Annotated in this window: 18 protein-coding genes; 8 read left to right on the forward strand and 10 right to left on the reverse strand. The window is 68.5% G+C overall.

The genetic code is table 11. From position 1 onward, the window contains the following. Positions 1-39: 39 nt before the first annotated feature. On the reverse strand, positions 40-828 hold the full coding sequence (locus V7778_RS04995) for a substrate-binding periplasmic protein (RefSeq protein WP_335552373.1): 789 nt from the start codon (positions 826-828) through the stop codon (positions 40-42). A gap of 208 nt (positions 829-1,036) precedes the next feature. On the opposite strand from V7778_RS04995, the gene V7778_RS05000 reads away from it, so the two are divergent. Further along, positions 1,037-2,020 carry an MYG1 family protein gene (locus V7778_RS05000; protein ID WP_335552375.1) on the forward strand — a complete coding sequence of 328 codons (984 nt, stop codon included), beginning with the start codon at positions 1,037-1,039 and terminating at the stop codon, positions 2,018-2,020. Positions 2,021-2,244: 224 nt separating this feature from the next. Next, entirely contained in the window at positions 2,245-4,185 is a 1,941-nt protein-coding gene (locus V7778_RS05005; protein WP_335552377.1) for an alkaline phosphatase family protein, read from the forward strand. A gap of 6 nt (positions 4,186-4,191) precedes the next feature. On the opposite strand, the gene V7778_RS05010 is transcribed toward V7778_RS05005, so the two are convergent. The 4 genes from V7778_RS05010 to V7778_RS05025 form a co-directional block, all read right to left on the reverse strand. Next, entirely contained in the window at positions 4,192-5,064 is an 873-nt protein-coding gene (locus V7778_RS05010) for an endonuclease/exonuclease/phosphatase family protein (protein ID WP_335552379.1), read from the reverse strand. Between the two features lie 120 nt (positions 5,065-5,184). After that, entirely contained in the window at positions 5,185-6,114 is a 930-nt protein-coding gene (locus V7778_RS05015; RefSeq protein ID WP_335552380.1) for a Ppx/GppA phosphatase family protein, read from the reverse strand. 84 nt (positions 6,115-6,198) lie between these two features. Further along, positions 6,199-7,371 (reverse strand): GGDEF domain-containing protein, encoded by a 1,173-nt coding sequence (locus V7778_RS05020; protein WP_335552383.1) that lies wholly within the window; start codon positions 7,369-7,371, stop codon positions 6,199-6,201. Between the two features lies 1 nt (position 7,372). Beyond that, positions 7,373-7,648: a hypothetical protein gene (locus tag V7778_RS05025; RefSeq protein WP_335552385.1), complete on the reverse strand. Its 276-nt coding sequence runs from the start codon at positions 7,646-7,648 to the stop codon at positions 7,373-7,375. Positions 7,649-7,748: 100 nt separating this feature from the next. Here V7778_RS05025 and V7778_RS05030 point away from each other — a divergent pair, with 100 nt between their 5' ends. The 3 genes from V7778_RS05030 (at position 7,749) to V7778_RS05040 (ending at position 11,973) form a co-directional block, all read left to right on the forward strand. Then, positions 7,749-8,525, forward strand: a complete 777-nt coding sequence (locus V7778_RS05030) for a transferase spermidine synthase (protein ID WP_335552387.1) — start codon at positions 7,749-7,751, stop codon at positions 8,523-8,525. Positions 8,526-8,681: 156 nt separating this feature from the next. After that, positions 8,682-11,522 (forward strand): bifunctional diguanylate cyclase/phosphodiesterase, encoded by a 2,841-nt coding sequence (locus tag V7778_RS05035; protein WP_335552389.1) that lies wholly within the window; start codon positions 8,682-8,684, stop codon positions 11,520-11,522. Between the two features lie 232 nt (positions 11,523-11,754). Further along, positions 11,755-11,973 (forward strand): hypothetical protein, encoded by a 219-nt coding sequence (locus V7778_RS05040; RefSeq protein WP_335552391.1) that lies wholly within the window; start codon positions 11,755-11,757, stop codon positions 11,971-11,973. 149 nt (positions 11,974-12,122) lie between these two features. Here V7778_RS05040 and V7778_RS05045 read toward each other — a convergent pair whose 3' ends face one another. After that, positions 12,123-12,494, reverse strand: coding sequence for a hypothetical protein (locus V7778_RS05045; protein WP_335552393.1), 372 nt, complete (start codon positions 12,492-12,494; stop codon positions 12,123-12,125). Positions 12,495-12,588: 94 nt separating this feature from the next. Beyond that, on the reverse strand, positions 12,589-12,726 hold the full coding sequence (locus V7778_RS05050; RefSeq protein WP_211520117.1) for a hypothetical protein: 138 nt from the start codon (positions 12,724-12,726) through the stop codon (positions 12,589-12,591). A gap of 185 nt (positions 12,727-12,911) precedes the next feature. Between V7778_RS05050 and V7778_RS05055 the strand changes: the two genes are divergently transcribed. After that, positions 12,912-13,181, forward strand: a complete 270-nt coding sequence (locus V7778_RS05055) for a hypothetical protein (protein ID WP_335552398.1) — start codon at positions 12,912-12,914, stop codon at positions 13,179-13,181. Between the two features lie 8 nt (positions 13,182-13,189). Here V7778_RS05055 and V7778_RS05060 read toward each other — a convergent pair whose 3' ends face one another. Both V7778_RS05060 and V7778_RS05065 read right to left on the reverse strand, forming a co-directional pair. After that, on the reverse strand, positions 13,190-13,384 hold the full coding sequence (locus tag V7778_RS05060) for a hypothetical protein (protein ID WP_229429113.1): 195 nt from the start codon (positions 13,382-13,384) through the stop codon (positions 13,190-13,192). A 133-nt stretch (positions 13,385-13,517) separates the two neighbouring features. Further along, positions 13,518-13,697 (reverse strand): hypothetical protein, encoded by a 180-nt coding sequence (locus V7778_RS05065; protein ID WP_335552400.1) that lies wholly within the window; start codon positions 13,695-13,697, stop codon positions 13,518-13,520. Between the two features lie 150 nt (positions 13,698-13,847). Between V7778_RS05065 and V7778_RS05070 the strand changes: the two genes are divergently transcribed. Next, the gene (locus V7778_RS05070; protein WP_335552402.1) at positions 13,848-14,762 is read left to right on the forward strand and encodes an alpha/beta hydrolase; all 915 of its coding nucleotides are present in this window, start codon (positions 13,848-13,850) and stop codon (positions 14,760-14,762) included. Here the strand turns inward: V7778_RS05070 and V7778_RS05075 are convergent. Continuing rightward, a complete protein-coding gene (locus V7778_RS05075; RefSeq protein WP_335552404.1) occupies positions 14,752-15,063 on the reverse strand; it encodes a 2Fe-2S iron-sulfur cluster-binding protein in 312 nt (103 codons plus the stop codon). The genes V7778_RS05070 and V7778_RS05075 overlap by 11 nt on opposite strands. A gap of 114 nt (positions 15,064-15,177) precedes the next feature. On the opposite strand from V7778_RS05075, the gene V7778_RS05080 reads away from it, so the two are divergent. After that, on the forward strand, positions 15,178-16,278 hold the full coding sequence (locus V7778_RS05080; RefSeq protein ID WP_335552406.1) for a L,D-transpeptidase family protein: 1,101 nt from the start codon (positions 15,178-15,180) through the stop codon (positions 16,276-16,278). Positions 16,279-16,284 lie beyond the last annotated feature (6 nt).

Here is a 16,284-nt window from a genome sequence, read left to right on the forward strand (position 1 = left end):
AGCCGGCGCGGGACCAGGCGCAGGCCGCGCCTGCGGCGGCTAATACGCGCCTCCGGACGCAGCGCCGAGCAGGGATTGTTCGCGCTTGCGGTAGGCGGGGCTGGTGCGCACCTGCTCGACCGCGTCCCACAGGCGCGCGGCCAGCTGCGGCTGGTTCGTCACGAAGGCGTGCGAGAGCACCAGGTAGTAGGGTTTTTCGATCAGCGGCACCGGCAGCACCTCGAGGCGCGCAGCCAGCGGCCCGCGCATCAGGCGCTTGGCGTCGCCGCCGCCGAGGGCGGCCCCGGCCAGGCGGCCCGCGATCAGCTTCTGCGCCAGCTCGTCCGAGCGCTGGCTGCCCTCGTCCACCGGCACGTGCTGGGCGCGCAGGAAGTCGCCCACCGAATAGCCCAGCTGCACGCCGATCTTGCCGTCCAGGTGGGTGAAGCGCTTGCCATCCCATTCCAGGCGGCTGCCGCGGCGCCGCACCAGCACGTAGCGGTCGACGTGCATGCGCTTGGCCGGATTGGCGTTCGCGCCGCCCGGGTAGGCCCCGAGGTCCATGCGTTCGCGGTTGAAGCTGACGGCGAAGGCGCCGCCGACCTGGTTCGACTTGAGCTGCTCCAGGCAGCGCTTCCAGGGCATGCTCTGGAAGTCGAAAGTGACGCCGGTGCGCTTGGCCACTTCGGCCAGCAGCTCGAAGTTCAGCCCGCCGCCGTCCAGGGTGCGCCAGGGCGGCACTTCCTGGCGTTCGAAACACAGGGTTACGCTGGGGGCGGGCGCGGCCTGGCCATGCGCCTGCATGCAGCAGGCGGCGAGGACGGGAAGGACGAGCAGCTGGAGGCGCATGCCGGGAAAAGTGGTTGAACGGACAAGTATTGAAGTATGCCATTAGACATTGCCGAACAACAGCAAAATGAACCGGCAGTCACCTGGATGCGACAGACTGGCGTGCCGCGCCCCTCCTGTCCCCTCTCTCCGGCACTGCGCGACCCTGTATGATGGGAGCATCCACCGGCTTTCCTTGCCGGAAGCTGTCAACGAAATCGGAGTATGTATGGTAATTGTGACCCACGGTGGCAAGTTCCACGCGGACGACGCCTGGGCCGTCGCGGTATTGCTGATCCTGTTCCCGGATGCGGAACTGGTGCGCACGCGCGATCCCGCCACGATCGCGGCGGGCGACTTCGCGGTCGACGTCGGCGGCATCTGGGATCCGGCCACGGGCCGCTTCGACCATCACCAGAAGGGCTTCGAGGGCGCGCGCCAGAACGGCGTGCCCTACGCCAGCGCCGGCCTGGTGTGGCGCGACTACGGCGCGCGCTGCGTCGCCGCCCTGGCCCAGGTCCACGCCGGCCGCACCCTGGACGAGGACACGGCGCGCCAGATCGCCTACGCCATCGACGCCGACATCGTGCAGTATCTCGATCTATCGGACGTGGGCGCGTCCAAGAACGCCCCCGGCGGCTACGGGCTGTCGGCCGTGATCTCCGGCTACAACCCGAGCTGGATGGACGAGCAGCGCCTGGGCTACGGCGCGGAGGCCGAAGCCTACCGCACCGGCCAGTTCCGGCGCGCCATGGCGGTCCTCACCGACATCATGGTCAACGCGGTCAAGTACCGGGTCGGCGCCCTGCTGGCGGTGGAGCAGGTGCGCGGCGCCGAGATGCTGGAAGGCGGGCGGGTGGCCTTCCTCAAGAACGGCGCCCTGCCCTGGTCGGCCGTGGTGCGCAAGGAGATGCCGAAGGTGCTGTTCGTCATCAGCTACAACGTGGGCGAACAGCGGCATATGATCCATACGGTGTCGGTGAGTCCGGACAGCTTCGATGCGCGCGCCGATCTGCCGGAGGCCTGGGCCGGATTGCGCGACGCCGATCTGGCGGCGGTGACCGGGGTGCCGGATGCCGGGTTCTGCCACAACGGGCGCTTCATCGCGTCCGCCAAGTCGTACGAGGGGATCCGGACGATGGCGCGCCTGGCGCTGGAGGAAGTGGACCGGCTGGCGGCGCAGCCGACGGTGGCCCAGTCGGTGGCGCCTTGATGCGCTGGAACGAAGCCTGGCGACGCCCGCCAGCATGCGCCAATCATGCAGCCGCATCGACGGCTGCTGTCGTCCAAGGCAGCCTATCGCGTTAGGTCCGCCCTCGGCGGCGCGGGCCCGTTCGGCGTGCTCAAGCCATCCAGGCGTCTGCTACACTGATTCGCTTATCAACCAGCATAGTTCTCCGATTGATCCCGACGCCTGCCTCTGAGTGCCTCCCGCCCGTGCTTGCCGGCCCTATCCTGCGCCGCCTCGAGCCGGGCCGCCTGGTGCTCTGGCTGGTCGGCAGCGCGCCGCTCGACCTGCGCCTGGAGCTGGCGCCCGTGGCAGGCGCACCCCGGCGCTTGCCGCTGGACGCGGGCTCCTGCCGTGTGATCCGCATCGGCCGCCACGCCTGCCTGCACCTGATCGATGTCGCGCTGCCCGAGCCGCTGCCGCAAGACACGATCATCGAGTACGACCTGCTCGTCAAGCAGGACGATGGCCAGGAGACCGGCATCGCGCACTGGGCGCCCCACCTGCTGCATGCCGGCGCGACGCGGCCGAACCTGGTGCTGCGCAGCCGCAGCGACAATATCCTGTTCGGCTCGTGCCGCAAGCCGCACCATCCCGCGCGTGACGGCCTGGCGCGCGCCGATGCCTTGTTGGCCGATCACATCGACCGGGCCGAGGAGCGGCCCGCCATGCTCATGATGTGCGGCGACCAGGTCTATGCCGACGACGTGGCGGGCCCCACGCTGGCGGCCATCCATGCGCTGATCCGGCGCCTGGGCCTGTATGGAGAATGCCTGGACGGCGCGGTGGTCGCCGACAGCGAGGCGCTGTACCGCCACCCGGCCGGCTATTACCGGCGCGTGGAGCTGCTGCCCGCGGCAAGGTCCAACGATGCGCTGCGCGACCGCTTCTTCGGCGGCAGTGAAAAGCCGATCTTCACCACAGCCAACGCGCACAACCACCTGGTTACCCTGGCGGAGGTGATGGCCATGTACCTGCTGGTCTGGTCGCCGGTGCCATGGCGGCTGGTGGCGGATGCGCCCCCGCCGGCGTTGGCCCCGCGCTATGCGGACCGCTGGCGGCGCGAGTCGGATGCGCTGGCGGGCTTCTGCCGCGATTTGCCGCGAGCCGCGCGGCTGCTGGCGCACGTGCAGACCCTGATGATCTTCGACGACCATGACATCACCGACGACTGGAACCTGTCGGCCAAATGGGACACCACCGTCTACGAGCATCCGTTCGCGCGCCGCATCGTGGGCAATGCGCTGATCGCCTATATGCTCTGCCAGGGCTGGGGCAACCGCCCCGAGGTGTTCGAGACGGCGCTGGACGAGATGGCGGCGCTGGCCGCCACGGCCGCCGCCGACGATCAGCTGGACACGCAGTTGCAGGACGCGCTGATCAGGCGCCTGCGGTCGTTCCGCCGCTGGGACTTCGTCTTACGGGCCAAGCCCACGATCATCGTGCTGGACACCCGCACCCGGCGCTGGCGCAACCGGCGCCGGCCCGGTCATCCTTCGGGCCTGATGGACTGGGAATCCCTGACCGAGCTGCAGCACGAGCTGCTGGACGAAACCGCCGCCGTCATCGTCTCGCCGACGCCCATGTTCGGGGTCAAGCTGATCGAGGTGGTGCAAAGGATCGCCACCTTCGCCGGCCTGGCCTTGACGGTCGACGCCGAGAACTGGATGGCGCATCGCGGTACGGCCAGCAGCATGCTCAGTATCTTCCGCCATTCGCGCGCGCCGGCGAATTACGTGGTGCTGTCGGGCGATGTGCACTACTCGTTCGCCTACGATGTCGAAGTGCGCGAGTCGGACCGCACGCCGCATATCTGGCAGATCACCAGCAGCGGCATCAAGAACGAATTCCCGCGCCGCCTGCTCGACTGGCTCGATCGCCTGAATCGCTGGCTGTACTCTCCGCGCTCGCCGCTGAACTGGTTCACCCAGCGCCGCGACCTGGCCCTCACGCCCTACCTGCCCGACCGGCGCCAGCATGGCGAACGCGTCTGGAATGGGGCCGGCATCGGCCAGGTGTGGCTCGACGCACAGGGGCGGCCGGTACGCATCATGCAGCACAACGCCGATGGCCAGCCGTCGACCCGCTTCCTGGCGCCCGAGCAGGAAACCTCTCTCGCGGCGGCCGAGCAGCCCATGGGCAAGCACTGAGGGCGCCTACCGCAATATGACGCGCGCCACGACCGGATGGTGATCGGACGGATAGCGCCGCTCGAACGAGTCGCTTAGTACCGCATACTTGAGCACCTCGACATGCCGGTCGACGAAGATGTAGTCGATCCGGTCGCTCATTGCCGCATCGAGGCGGAAGCCATTGAAGGTGCCAGGCGGCCCATACGGCGGCGCCTTGCTGACCCGGGCGGCGTCGCGCATCGCCGTCGCCATCGCCTGCATCTGCACCGTTTCCGGCGTCGAGTTGAAGTCGCCCACGCAGATGGTTGGCTCGCCGCGAGTGATCTCGGCGATCTTGCGCAGCACCAGCTCGGCCGATGCCCGCCGGGCCTGTTCGCCTTCATGATCGAAGTGCACCGAAAACACGAACAGCGCGCGCCCGGTGCTTCGGTCGCGCAGGCGCGCCCAGGAGGCAAGGCGGTGGCAGCACCTGGCATCCCAGCCGAACGAGGGACGGTCGGGCGTTTCGCTGAGCCAGAAGTCGCCCTTGTCCAGCAGCGCGAAGCGGCGCTTGCGGAAGAAAATCGCCGAATGCTCGCCGGCCTGCTTGCCGTCGTCCCGGCCGACGCCGACATGATCGAATTCTTCCATCCGGGCCAGGTCGGCGATCTGGCCGGCCAGGCCTTCCTGCGTGCCGATGATGTCGAACTCGTGATAGCGGATCAGCGCCTTGACCATTTCCTTGCGGGCCGGCCAGGCATTGGGGCCGTCGCCAGGATTGTCATAGCGCAGGTTGTAGGTGGCGACGTTGATCGGCGCGGGTGTGCTGGACGCCGCCGATGCGGTAGATGTCCATGCCAGGCAAAACAGCACAGCGTGCGCGAACCGGCGCAAGAAGGATGGAAAAATGGATGTCATGTCGAGAGTCCGAAGCTCAGGAACGAAGTTAACCATATCCCCTGCGCTTGTAACGCACCCATGGCGAAAAAGCGGCGCAGTTTAGGTTCGCGCGGCTAAAACAGCCCGCCTATCCCGCCATCAAGCAAGCGCGGCCGCCCGCGCGTGCAAGTCCCACAGCGCACCGACGCGCAGGCCCGCATGCACGGGAGCCACCTCGTCGATCCCGAATTCGTCCATCAGCGCGATGAGCAGCGCCAGCCCGCCCGGCAGGTGCGGCGCGCGCGCCGCCGGTTCCCAGGCCAGGCGCACCCGCGCCAGGTGGCCGGCCTCCACCACCATCCGACGCAGGCGCGCCAGGCAGTCGCGGTCCAGCCGAGCTTCCCCGCCGGCCCCGGCGATTTCGGCCAGGGCGCGCACCGTGCCGCAGGCGCCGTAGGCGCGCCGCCCCGGTTGGCGCGCCAGGCCAGCCTGCGCGAAGCGGCTGCGCCCCGAACGTACCGCCGCCTCGAATCCCGCCTCGTCGATGCGGCCGTCGCTGAAGAAGCTCAGGCTCTGGCGCACCGCACCCACCGCGAAGGATTCGACGCGCTCGATGCGCTCGCCGCGCCCCAGCACCAGCTCGGTCGAAGCGCTGCCGATATCGATCACCAGGCGCGGCTCCTGGCCCGCCTCGCCGAGGGTGCTGGCCACGCCCAGGTAGACCAGGCGCCCGCCTTCGCCACCGTCGATCAGCTCTATCCTGCGGCCCAGCGCCCCCTCGGCGGCCGGCAGGAATACGCCCGCATTGCGCGCCATCCGCAGGGCCGAGGTCGCCACCACCCGCACCGCTTCCGGCCGCCAGGCGTCGAGGGCGCGCCGGAACTCGCCCAGGCAGCCCAGCGCGCGCCGCATCGCGGCCGCGCACAGGTTGCCGTCCTCATCCAGGGTCGCGGCCAGGCGCACCGGCTCGGACATCGTGGCCGCGAGCTGGACCGTGCCGTCCTCGACCCGCCCGACATGCAGGCGGAAACTGTCCGAGCCCAGCTCGACGGCAGCATACAAAGGGGATTCAGGAGTGGAAAGTGTCATGGTCGTTCCTGCGGCGAGATGGCAGCAGGATACGGCCCGGATATGACACGCCTATGACTTTTGGCGGAGCCTAGACATCGAACTTCAGACTTCGGCCACCGCCGCCACGGCTTGCGACACGCGGTTGCGCCCACCCTGCTTGGCCGCCACCAGGGCTTCGTCGGCGCGCTGGAACAGGGTCACGGTGCTGTCTTCCGGACGGATGATGGTGACGCCGAAGCTGGCGGTCATCTTGATCAGCGCCCGTTCGCTCTTGACCGGGGTGGTTTCGATGGCGGCGCGGATACGCTCGGCCACCAGGGTGGCTTCGTCCAGGTTCGTCCGCGGCAGCAGGATCGCGAACTCGACACCCACCAGGCGGCCCAGCATGTCGCTGTCGCGCAGCTGGCGCTTGCACAGTTCCACCACGTGGCGCAGCACGGCGTCGCCAGCCGGGTGGCCGTAGCCGTCGTTGACCCGCTTGAACTGGTCGAGGTCGAGCACCACCAGGGCGGTCGGCAGGCCGGGACGGCGGGCCAGGGCCATCCAGGGACCCAGCGCGCTGAAGAAGCCGCGCCGGTTCGGCACGTCGGTGAGCGGGTCCACCACTTCCAGGCGCGCCAGTTCGCGCTGCGAGCGCTCGCGCGCCAGCAGCAGCATGCCGAAGCAGTTGGCCAGCATCATGAGATAAAGCGCGCCGCTGGAAAGCTGGCCCAGCATCTCGTTGGTCAGCCAGCCCCAGCCCCCTTCGAGCAGCAGCACGAACAGGCCGCGCGCGGCCACCACCAGGGCCAGTACCGCCGTCACCAGCGCCAGGAAGCGCTGCAGCAGGCTGTTCTCCTTCCAGCGGCTGGCCAGGGCCGCCGCGCCCGACAGGTAAAAGGCGCCCAGCAGCAGCGAGGCGGCCACGCCGCGCAGGCCTTCCTCGTCGATCAGGTAGCAAATGAAGAAGGCCAGGATCGCCAGCCCGCCCAGCACCAGGGTGGGACGGCGCCAGCCGTCGCGCCCCGCGGCTTGCCAGGAGGCCCCGGACTCGATCGCCACGCCGGCCAGCAGCAGCGCGTAGCCGCCCGGGATCGCGATCGCCGGCGGCACCACGCTGGTGGCGCCCAGGGCCAGCAGCAGCCAGGCGCCGCCCTGGATCTGCTTGGACAGGCTCCAGGCGGACAAGGCCTGGGAACGCACCGGGCCATGGTCGAAGAAGGTCAGCAGCGCGACCAGGGCCAGGTTGCCCAGGGCCAGGACCAGTACCATGGTGGAGGCGTCCAGCGGCATCATGTCAGTACTCGTGTTCGACGTGGGTGGTGCCGTCGCCGATCTTGCTGGCCCAGGCGCGGGAGAAGTAGCCCTGCTCGTCGCCGCTGGGGGCGTCGTGCCAGAACACGATCAGGGTGCCCTTGTGGTCGTGGAGCTGGGTCAGCTTTTCGACGAAGCGGGCGTTGCCGGCGGCGTCCGCCAGGGCCATCGCATACCCGTACACGCGCTGCAGCCGCTCGATCCGGTCCGGCTCGGTGTGGCTGTTGGTGGCGGTGATCGTAGGATGGTCCAGGAACATAGGGGCTTTTCGAGTGGCGCGTGGCGGCCAGCTTATCAGAAAGCGATGCCCTGCAACAAGCCGGGCCGGGAGCCTGTCCATTCACGTATATACTCGGGCCATGTCCGCTTCCGCCGACCGCCCCGGGCAGGATCCGCCCTCCCCGCCCCTGGTGCGCACCGAGGGCGACCGCCGCACCCTGGAGTTCACGCCCGGCGACATCCAGAGCGAGATGCGGCTCTCGCGCCCCGACGACCTGGTGCTGGCCTATGCGCGCGCCATGATGTGCTTCGCCCTGTTCGCGCCCGATCCGCGCCACATCGTGATGGTCGGCCTGGGCGGCGGCTCGCTGGCCAAGTTCTGCTACCGCCGTTTCCCGCGCGCCCGCATCACGGTGCTCGAACTGCGCGCCGACGTGATCGCCCTGCGCGCGCAGTTCCACGTGCCGCCGGACGATGCGCGCCTGCGCGTGCTGCACTGCGACGCCAGCGCCTGGCTTGCGGCCAATCCCGGCCTGGCTGACGTGCTGCTGGTGGACGGCTTCGACGCCGCCGGCCTGCCGCCCGCGCTGTCGAGCGCGCGCTTCTATGCCGACTGCCGGCGCTGCCTGAGGCCGGACGGCGTACTGGTTGCCAATATCTTCACTTACGATCCTGACTATGTCGCTGCGCTGCAACGGCTGCGCACCGCCTTCGGCGGCCGGCTGGCCTGGTTCCGCGGCATCGCCGGCAACAACCGGATCCTGTTCGCGGTGCGCCCGCGGCCCCGCCACGCCACCCCGGGACCGGCCGAACGCCTGCTTGGCAGGCTGGCGCGCCCGGGCGGGTTCGGCTGGTCCTGGACCAACCGCCTGCTGGCGCGCGCGGTGCTTGCATGGTTGTCATGGCGCCCTGTCTGAGGGCGGCCACATCGTGTCTGGACGAATTGACCAGCAAGGCACAATTCGTTTGCGAAACCACCCGCTTTTATGACAAACTGGCGCGCACTAATGCCTATTGGCAAGCACTATTCCGTTCCTGATCAACTGACAAGCCTGGACCCTCTGGACCATCACATGCCGCGTCGCCGCCTGCCCCTGTCGCTTACCCTTGCGGCGGCCCTCACGCTCGGGGGCGGCCTGGCCGCATCCGGCGCCCTGTTCATGGGCGTCAGCCATCTCGAATACGACAACATGGCGCTCGCCTTCGCCCAGCGCGCCGACGAGCGCGTGGCCGCGGTGCGCCAGGGCATGGACCAGGCGGTGGAAGTCCTGACCGTCACCAACCAGCTATTCGCGCGCGGCGAGCCGGTCACGCGCCAGCAGTTCGCCGACTTCACCTCGGCCCTGCTGGAACGCCACCGCTTCATCCAGGCCTTCAACTACCACCGCGTGGTGCAGGGCGAGGACCGCGCCGCGGTCGAGGCCGAGCTGCAGGCCGTCCGTCCGGGCACCATCTTCACCGAACTGCGGTCCGAAGGCCAGGTGCCGGCGCCGGTGCGCGGACGCTACCACATCGTCGATTTCCTGGAGCCGATGGCCGGCAACGAGCCGGCCTTCGGCCTGAACGTATCGCAGAACCCGGAAATCATGGGCGCGCTCGACATGGCGCGCGGTTCCGGCCGCGCCGCCTCCACCGGCCTGTTCGCGCTGGCCCAGGACGCCACGCCCCATCCCAGCTTCGAGCTGGTGCTGCCGGTGCTGGACAAGGACGGCGTGATGACCGGGGACACCGCCGTGATCATCCGCGGCAACGAGCTGGTGCGCGCCTCGCTGGCCGGCGCCGGCCTGCTCGACTCGGACGACATTTTCGTGTCGGTCTATGCCGGCGAACACGCGGACGCGCACAAGCGCCTGCTGTCGACCGGTCCCACCGCCGCCGCGCCGTCCGGCGCGCTTGAAGCGTGGTTCGGTCCTCCCCATCCGGATGTGCGCAGCACGACCCTGCAGATCGCCGGACGTCCGTGGCGCATCGACGTCGCCTCCGCGCCGCGTCCCTACCTGCCCGACCACATGGCGTCCACCGCCCTGCTGGTGGGCGGCGTCCTGATCACGCTGCTCAGCACCGCGTTCGTGCAGGCCTCGGGCCGGCGCGCGCGCAAGGTGCAGCAGCTGGTGCGCCAGCGCACCGCCGACCTGCGCCGCACCAACCGCCGCCTGGTCGAGGACATGATCGCGCGCGAACGCGCCGAGAAGGCGCTGCAGCAGAGCGAGCAGCGCTTCCGCCAGCTGGTGTCGATGTCTTCGGACTGGTACTGGGAACAGGACGCCGAACTGCGCTTCACCATGGTCACCGGCGCCTTCACCGAAAAAACGGGCGTGCCGGTCGACGGCCTGCTGGGCAAGACGCGCTGGGAATTCCAGCCGAATTTGCTCGAGACCGAGAGCGGACGCGCCCACATCGCCCAGATCAAGGCCAACGAGCCCTTCGCCAACCTCGAATACAAGACCGTCGACGACCAGGGCGACACACGCTGGTTCTGCGTCAACGGCCAGCCGGTCTTCGACGAGACCGGCACCCTGATGGGCTACCGCGGCACCGGCAGCGACATCACCGAACGCAAGCTCACCGAGCAGCGCGTGCACCACGTGGCCCAGCACGACGTGCTGACCGGCCTGCCGAACCGTTCGCTGCTGCAGGACCGCCTGGGCCAGGCGATCGCCTACGCCAACCGCAGCGGGCGCCCGATGTGGGTGATGCTGATCGACCTGGACCGCTTCAAGTTCGTCAACGACTCGATGGGCCACAAGGCCGGCGACGTGCTCCTGATGACGGTGGCCGCGCGCCTGACCGGCTCGCTGCGCGATACCGACACCGTGGCGCGCCTGTCCGGCGACGAATTCGTGGTGATCCTGTCGGAGCACGCGGAAGAACCGCTGCACCCCGAGATCGTGCAGCGCGTGATGGATTCGGTGGCCCAGCCGGTCATGCTCGGCACCAAGGAGTTCTTCGTCACCTGCTCGATCGGCGTGGCGGTTTACCCGAGCGAAGGCACGCCGGCGGACAGCCTGATCGAGCATGCCGACATCGCGATGTACAGCGCCAAGAAGATGGGGCGCAACAATTTCCAGTTCTACACCCCGGCCATGAACGAGGAGTCGCTCGAACGGGTGCGGATCGAAAGCGCGCTGCGCAATGCGCTGGAGCGCAACGAATTCGTCCTGCATTACCAGCCCCAGGTCGACCTCAAGACCGGCCAGATCGTCGGCATGGAAGCCCTGATCCGCTGGAACCACCCGGAGCTGGGCATGGTCCCGCCGGTGCGCTTCATCGGCATCGCCGAGGAGACCGGCCTGATCGTGCAGATCGGCGCCTGGGTACTGCGCGCCGCCTGCGCCCAGAACAAGGCCTGGCAGGATGCGGGCCTGGGCAAGCTGCGGGTGGCGGTCAACCTGTCGGCGCGCCAGTTCGGCGCCGCCGACCTGATCGCCAGCCTGGAATCGGTGCTGAACGACACCGGCCTGGATCCGGACTGCCTCGAGATCGAGCTGACCGAAAGCCTGTTCATGAGCGACGTGACGCCGGCGGTGGAACTGCTGCACCGCATGAAGTCGCTGGGCGTGAACCTGTCGATCGACGACTTCGGCACCGGCTATTCGAGCCTGTCCTACCTGTCGCGCTTCCCGATCGACGTGCTCAAGATCGACCGCTCCTTCGTGGCCGACATCACCCACGACGCCAACGACGCCGCGATCGTCACCTCGATCATCGCGCTGGCGCACAACCTGAAGCTGGCCGTGATCGCCGAAGGCGTTGAGACGGCCGAGCAGCTCGACTACCTGCGCAGCCACGGCTGCGACGAGATGCAGGGCTACTTCTTCAGCAAGCCGCTGCCGGCCGGGGACTTCGAGCAGATGCTGCGCCAGCGGCGCTGCCTCGCGCTGCCGGCGCCGGAGGATGAGGTCGCGGCGGCCTGAGGGTCGCGCGGGGTTGGCGGGTCTGCCGCCGGCGTATAGACACTTTCAGATGCTCCGGTAGGGTTGACGGCTCCGCCCACAACCCTACGGTTGCGGTCCCCGATAACTCCGACCAAGCCTCAGAAAATTCCTAGAGCAAAAATAATTAACTTGGGATAACTTTTTATGGCCAATACGACATCATTGGCGATACAATACCCGTGTCTCTTTTGCAATCCCGAGTCCGGAGAATATGATGATGAACGAAACGCGTGAGTTGCCCGCCGCGGCCGAAGCCGCACAGCGCAGGCAGCGCACCGACATCCGCACGCGCGACCTGATCAATCAGGCGATCGCGTCGGTGCCCACGCTGGGCCTGCAGCGCGCCGCCGAGTTCCTGGCGACGATGAACGTACCGGCCGAAGTGGCCGTCCGCGTGCTGGTCTACCCGCACCGCCGCCGCGCGAACTAAAGAGCCCTTAACAGAACCTTCACGGCTGCGTTGCGTCGTCTCGCCGTACAGTTCCGTCTTCGACTCCGCGCCTTGCCCCGGACGCTCTGTTAGGCGCTCTAGCGGCGGCATGCGATGACCCGGCGACGTGCGCGCCGGGCCTCCTGCCTTTAGCGTTTCTTTTCCTGCTGGGCGATGTCGGCCAGCGACTCCTGTCCCCGCTCGGTCAGTGCATAGCCGCCGCCTTCTTGTACGGCGACGTGCGATTTCAGCTGCAGGAACTGCAGCACCTCGTGGTCGACCTCCGCTCCGGGATTCTCCGCCAACGCGCGCAGCGCCACCACGCAGCGGCGCAGGAACAGGACTTCCTGTCCCTTCTTCGTCAGCGCAATGCGGCCGTCGCGGCTGTATTCGATCATCTTCAGGCCCGAGAGACGCTTGGCATTGCGTCCCACGCAGGCCGTCGACGTGTCCTTCTTGGTGCCGCGGCGCACCAGTTCGAGCGCATCGTATTCGTCCGTCGTCAGCTTTTCGTTCTTCATTACCGCTTTCATTTAACCAGGGCGCGACATGGTAACCCCGGCAACGGCCGGCGGCAACCTTCATCTCGCTCCCGGTGGCGACAGCGGCGGCGCACTAGCGCAGCGAACGCAGGGCCATCCATCCCAATCCGACGCTGGCGGCCAGGCCCAGCGCCATCGCGAGCTGCATGCGGCGCGTTTCGATGGCCCCGCGGCCCAGGTAGATCTTGTTGTACAAAGTGGAACCCATCATCTCCTCCTGCGGTGGCGTGTTATGGCTCTGATTATAGAAAACCCGTCATGACGGCCATGTGACAGCGAACACACCGAGGGCCGGGACGGCAGAAAAGCAACACCGTCAGCGGCGCCTAGCGCGCGCCGGACCACATGGGGGCCTGCTAGGATCATACGACATTGACAACTTTACCGGAGCACAGCATGAACGATCCGACCAAGGCGGACCCGCCCAACAGACGGAGCGGGATCTTCGACGAAGCCGACATCGGCAGCGGCGAAAAATCCCCTGGCCAGCATGAGACCGAGGAAATGATCCGCGAGATACCACCGCTGCCGCCCTCGAACCGGCAAGCGGACGAAGGCAGCCGGCAGCAAGACGAAGCCGGCAAGGACCAGACTGGGAAGGGAAACGATGCGGGCAAGGGCAGCCCGCAGGGGGAGCCCGGCAACCGCCAGGCTTCCGGCACCTGAGAGGTGATTCAGCTTGCCCGGATCGGCGGTTCGGGCAGGCGCGGCTCCTCGACCGGAGCGTTGACCGGATCGGGCACGTCGTCCGGCACCGGCGGCTGGGGTGGCGGCTGCTTCGGATCGGTGGGCGTGTCGGGTTCCGGTGTGATGTGCGCCTCGATGGCGGTGAAATCGCGCAGAGGGTCCTGCGCCGTGAGCATGTTCATGGTGGGCCTCTCTTGAAAGTCGTGCGCCGCCGATGCGGCGCGGCGCACGATGCATGGAAGGCGGGAATCCGCCTTGCAGGTACGGCGACGGGCGGGCGCCCGTCGCGAGGGAGCGTGGCGCTTCCCTGCCAGCCTAGTGGTTCTGCTTCTGCTTGGCGCCGCCGCCGGCACCCTTGTCGGTGCTGGCACGTTCGCGCGACATGTGGTCGTGGCTGCTCTTGTCGGTCACGCCGGCGCGTTCCTTGTCCTCCTGCTCCTTGGACTTGTTCGCCGACTGCTCGTTCTGCTGTCCGGTGGATTTCGAATTGCTCATCGCCTGCCTCCTGATCAAAAACGTGGATGTCGTGCGCAGCCTAGCATGGATGCGCTCAGCGGGGCGCTCAACGGGCCGCTCAATCGTGCGCCCGCCCGGCGGCTCGGCTATAGTGGCGTTCCGACCATCCGCCCCGCTTCCGCGCGCCTCATGACCCGCCTTATGCCCCTGTTTCGCCTGCTCCCGCTTTCCCTGCTGGCGGCCAGCCTGCACGCCCAGGCCGCCCCGATGAAACTGGCCGACTACCTGGCGCTGAACGGCCCCGCGCCCAGCGCACGCGTTGTCTACGGACCGGCGCCCTCGCAGTACGCCGAGCTGTTCCTGCCGCCGGAGGGCGCGGGCAAGGCGCCCTGGCCGGTCGCGGTGCTGGTGCACGGCGGGTGCTGGACCAGCAAATTCGGCGGCATCACCCAGCTGCGCAACATGGCGGGCGCACTGGCGGCGCGCGGCATCGCGGTCTGGAACGTGGAATACCGGCGGGTCGACGAGCCGGGCGGCGGCTATCCCGGCATGTACCAGGACATGCATGCCGCCCTCGACGCCTTGCGCGCGCAGGCGAACACGCGGCCGCTGGACCTCGAACGCATCGTCGCGGTCGGCCACTCGGCCGGCGGCCAGCTGGTGCAATGGATCGCCGGACGGGCGCGCATCCCGCAGGACAGTCCGCTGTACCGCGCCAACCCGCTCCCGGTGCCGAACATCGTGAGCCTGGGCGGCCTGGCCGACCTGCGCCGCGAAGCCGCCCTGATCCACTCCAGCTGCGGCCGCGATACCGCGCAGCTGGCCGGCCAGGCCGGTCCGGGCCGGCCGGACGTGTTCGCCGACACCAACGCGGCCGAGCTGCTGCCGAACGGCAGCCGCACCTGGCTGGTCACAGGCGCGCTGGACACCATCTCGCCGCCGCGCGTGGCGCAGGAATACGCGGCGCGCGCCCGGGCCGCCGGAGACCACGCCGAGGCCGTGATCCTGCCCGAGGCCAGCCACTACGACGAAGTGGCCGCCACCTCGCCCGCCTGGCCGCAGGTGCTGCGCGTGATCGAGAACGCGCTCGGCCTCACTCCTTGAGCGCAGGCGCGGCCCTGCGCGCCAGCGGCGCCTCGAGCACCAGGTCGCCGCGCGCCGCCGCCACGCAGGGCAAAATATAGCCCTCGCGCTTTTCATCGGCCGACAGACCCGGCCATTCGATCAGGTGGACCGCCTGCCCGCTGCGCAGGCGGCAGATGCAGGTGCGGCAAGTCCCGTTACGGCAGGAACTGGGCAGCTCAAGGCCGGCCGCCTCGGCGGCGCGCAGCAGGGTCGTCGTCTCGTCCGCAGGGAAAGTTTCTCCGCCTGGCTGCAGGCTGACGGTGTGGATGGTGGAGGACATGGGCGCCGATTGTAGCGCCCTGCCCGCCAGCATGCTGAGTTCGTTGTCGCACAGACTCGGACCGGGCGCCCCTCTACGCTGGAATCTCCAGAAAGCAAGAGGCAGGAATCCATCATGAAAAACAAGCACACCGCTCCCCTGATCATCGCCGCCCTGCTGGGCGCCCTTCCCGTTACGGCGTCGGCTGCCCGCGACGGCGCACAGGCGCCGGACGCGCAAGCCGCGGCGCCGGCGCAGCCTGCCACGCCGGCTCCGGCCACGCCGTCCACGCCCAACGCGCCGGCCCAGGCCACCCTGGCCGCGCCGGCCCTGGAGGGCACGGCCCTGGCGCCGCAGCCCCAGGCCAAGGCCCCGGCCAACGCCAAGCAAGCCCAGTTCGAGCGCCTGCTGCGCGCCCAGGTATTGCTCGACCGTGCCCATTTCTCGCCGGGCGAGATCGACGGCGCCTACGGTTCCAACATGCGCCAGGCCTTGAACAGCTTCCAGGCGGCGCGCAAGCTGCCGGTCACCGGCAAGCTCGACGAAGCGACCTGGAACGCGCTCAATGCCGACAACAGCCCCACCCTGCTCACCTACACCCTGGTCGAGGCCGACGTGGCCGGCCCCTTCCGCCCGGTGCCGGAAGACATGATGGCCAAGGCCTCGCTGCCTGCCCTCGGCTACGCCAGCGCCGTGGAAGGCCTGGGCGAGAAATTCCACGCCAGCCCGAAACTGATCGAGCGCCTCAATCCGGGCAAGAGCCTGGCCAGCGTGGGCGAGCAGATCCTGGTGCCCAACATCGTCGGCAAAACCGCGCTACCAAAGGCCGCCAAGGTGGTCGTCAAGGACGGGCCCAAGGTACTGCAGCTGTTCGACGCGGGCGGCCAGCTGCTGGCCCAATACCCGGCTTCGACCGGCAGCGAGCACGACCCGCTGCCGGTCGGCACCTGGAAGATCGAAGGCGTGCACCCCAATCCGGTGTACAACTACAACCCGAAGCTGTTCTGGGACGCCGAACCGGGCGACAAGAAGGCCAAGATCGCGGCCGGACCGAACAACCCGGTCGGTGTGGCCTGGATCGACTTGTCCAAGCCCCACTACGGCATCCACGGCACACCGGTCCCGGCCCACGTGGGCAAGACCGAATCGCACGGCTGCATCCGCCTGACCAACTGGAGCGCCGCCGAAGTGGCGAACCTGGTGGCGGCGGGCACCGAAGTGGTATTGCAGGACTGACCCAAC

It is taken from the genome of Massilia sp. DD77 (genome assembly GCF_036961685.1).
GTDB lineage: Bacteria > Pseudomonadota > Gammaproteobacteria > Burkholderiales > Burkholderiaceae_D > Telluria.

Coding starts and splice junctions, on each gene's coding strand:
- V7778_RS05065 (WP_335552400.1), bottom strand. CDS start 13,697: ATGAGCAATTCGAAATCCACCGGACAGCAGAACGAGCAGTCGGCGAAC.
- V7778_RS05040 (WP_335552391.1), top strand. CDS start 11,755: ATGATGATGAACGAAACGCGTGAGTTGCCCGCCGCGGCCGAAGCCGCA.
- V7778_RS05075 (WP_335552404.1), bottom strand. CDS start 15,063: ATGTCCTCCACCATCCACACCGTCAGCCTGCAGCCAGGCGGAGAAACT.
- V7778_RS05050 (WP_211520117.1), bottom strand. CDS start 12,726: ATGATGGGTTCCACTTTGTACAACAAGATCTACCTGGGCCGCGGGGCC.
- V7778_RS05015 (WP_335552380.1), bottom strand. CDS start 6,114: ATGACACTTTCCACTCCTGAATCCCCTTTGTATGCTGCCGTCGAGCTG.
- V7778_RS05000 (WP_335552375.1), top strand. CDS start 1,037: ATGGTAATTGTGACCCACGGTGGCAAGTTCCACGCGGACGACGCCTGG.
- V7778_RS05045 (WP_335552393.1), bottom strand. CDS start 12,494: ATGAAGAACGAAAAGCTGACGACGGACGAATACGATGCGCTCGAACTG.
- V7778_RS05030 (WP_335552387.1), top strand. CDS start 7,749: ATGTCCGCTTCCGCCGACCGCCCCGGGCAGGATCCGCCCTCCCCGCCC.
- V7778_RS04995 (WP_335552373.1), bottom strand. CDS start 828: ATGCGCCTCCAGCTGCTCGTCCTTCCCGTCCTCGCCGCCTGCTGCATG.
- V7778_RS05035 (WP_335552389.1), top strand. CDS start 8,682: ATGCCGCGTCGCCGCCTGCCCCTGTCGCTTACCCTTGCGGCGGCCCTC.
- V7778_RS05055 (WP_335552398.1), top strand. CDS start 12,912: ATGAACGATCCGACCAAGGCGGACCCGCCCAACAGACGGAGCGGGATC.
- V7778_RS05070 (WP_335552402.1), top strand. CDS start 13,848: ATGACCCGCCTTATGCCCCTGTTTCGCCTGCTCCCGCTTTCCCTGCTG.
- V7778_RS05080 (WP_335552406.1), top strand. CDS start 15,178: ATGAAAAACAAGCACACCGCTCCCCTGATCATCGCCGCCCTGCTGGGC.
- V7778_RS05060 (WP_229429113.1), bottom strand. CDS start 13,384: ATGAACATGCTCACGGCGCAGGACCCTCTGCGCGATTTCACCGCCATC.
- V7778_RS05025 (WP_335552385.1), bottom strand. CDS start 7,648: ATGTTCCTGGACCATCCTACGATCACCGCCACCAACAGCCACACCGAG.
- V7778_RS05010 (WP_335552379.1), bottom strand. CDS start 5,064: ATGACATCCATTTTTCCATCCTTCTTGCGCCGGTTCGCGCACGCTGTG.
- V7778_RS05020 (WP_335552383.1), bottom strand. CDS start 7,371: ATGATGCCGCTGGACGCCTCCACCATGGTACTGGTCCTGGCCCTGGGC.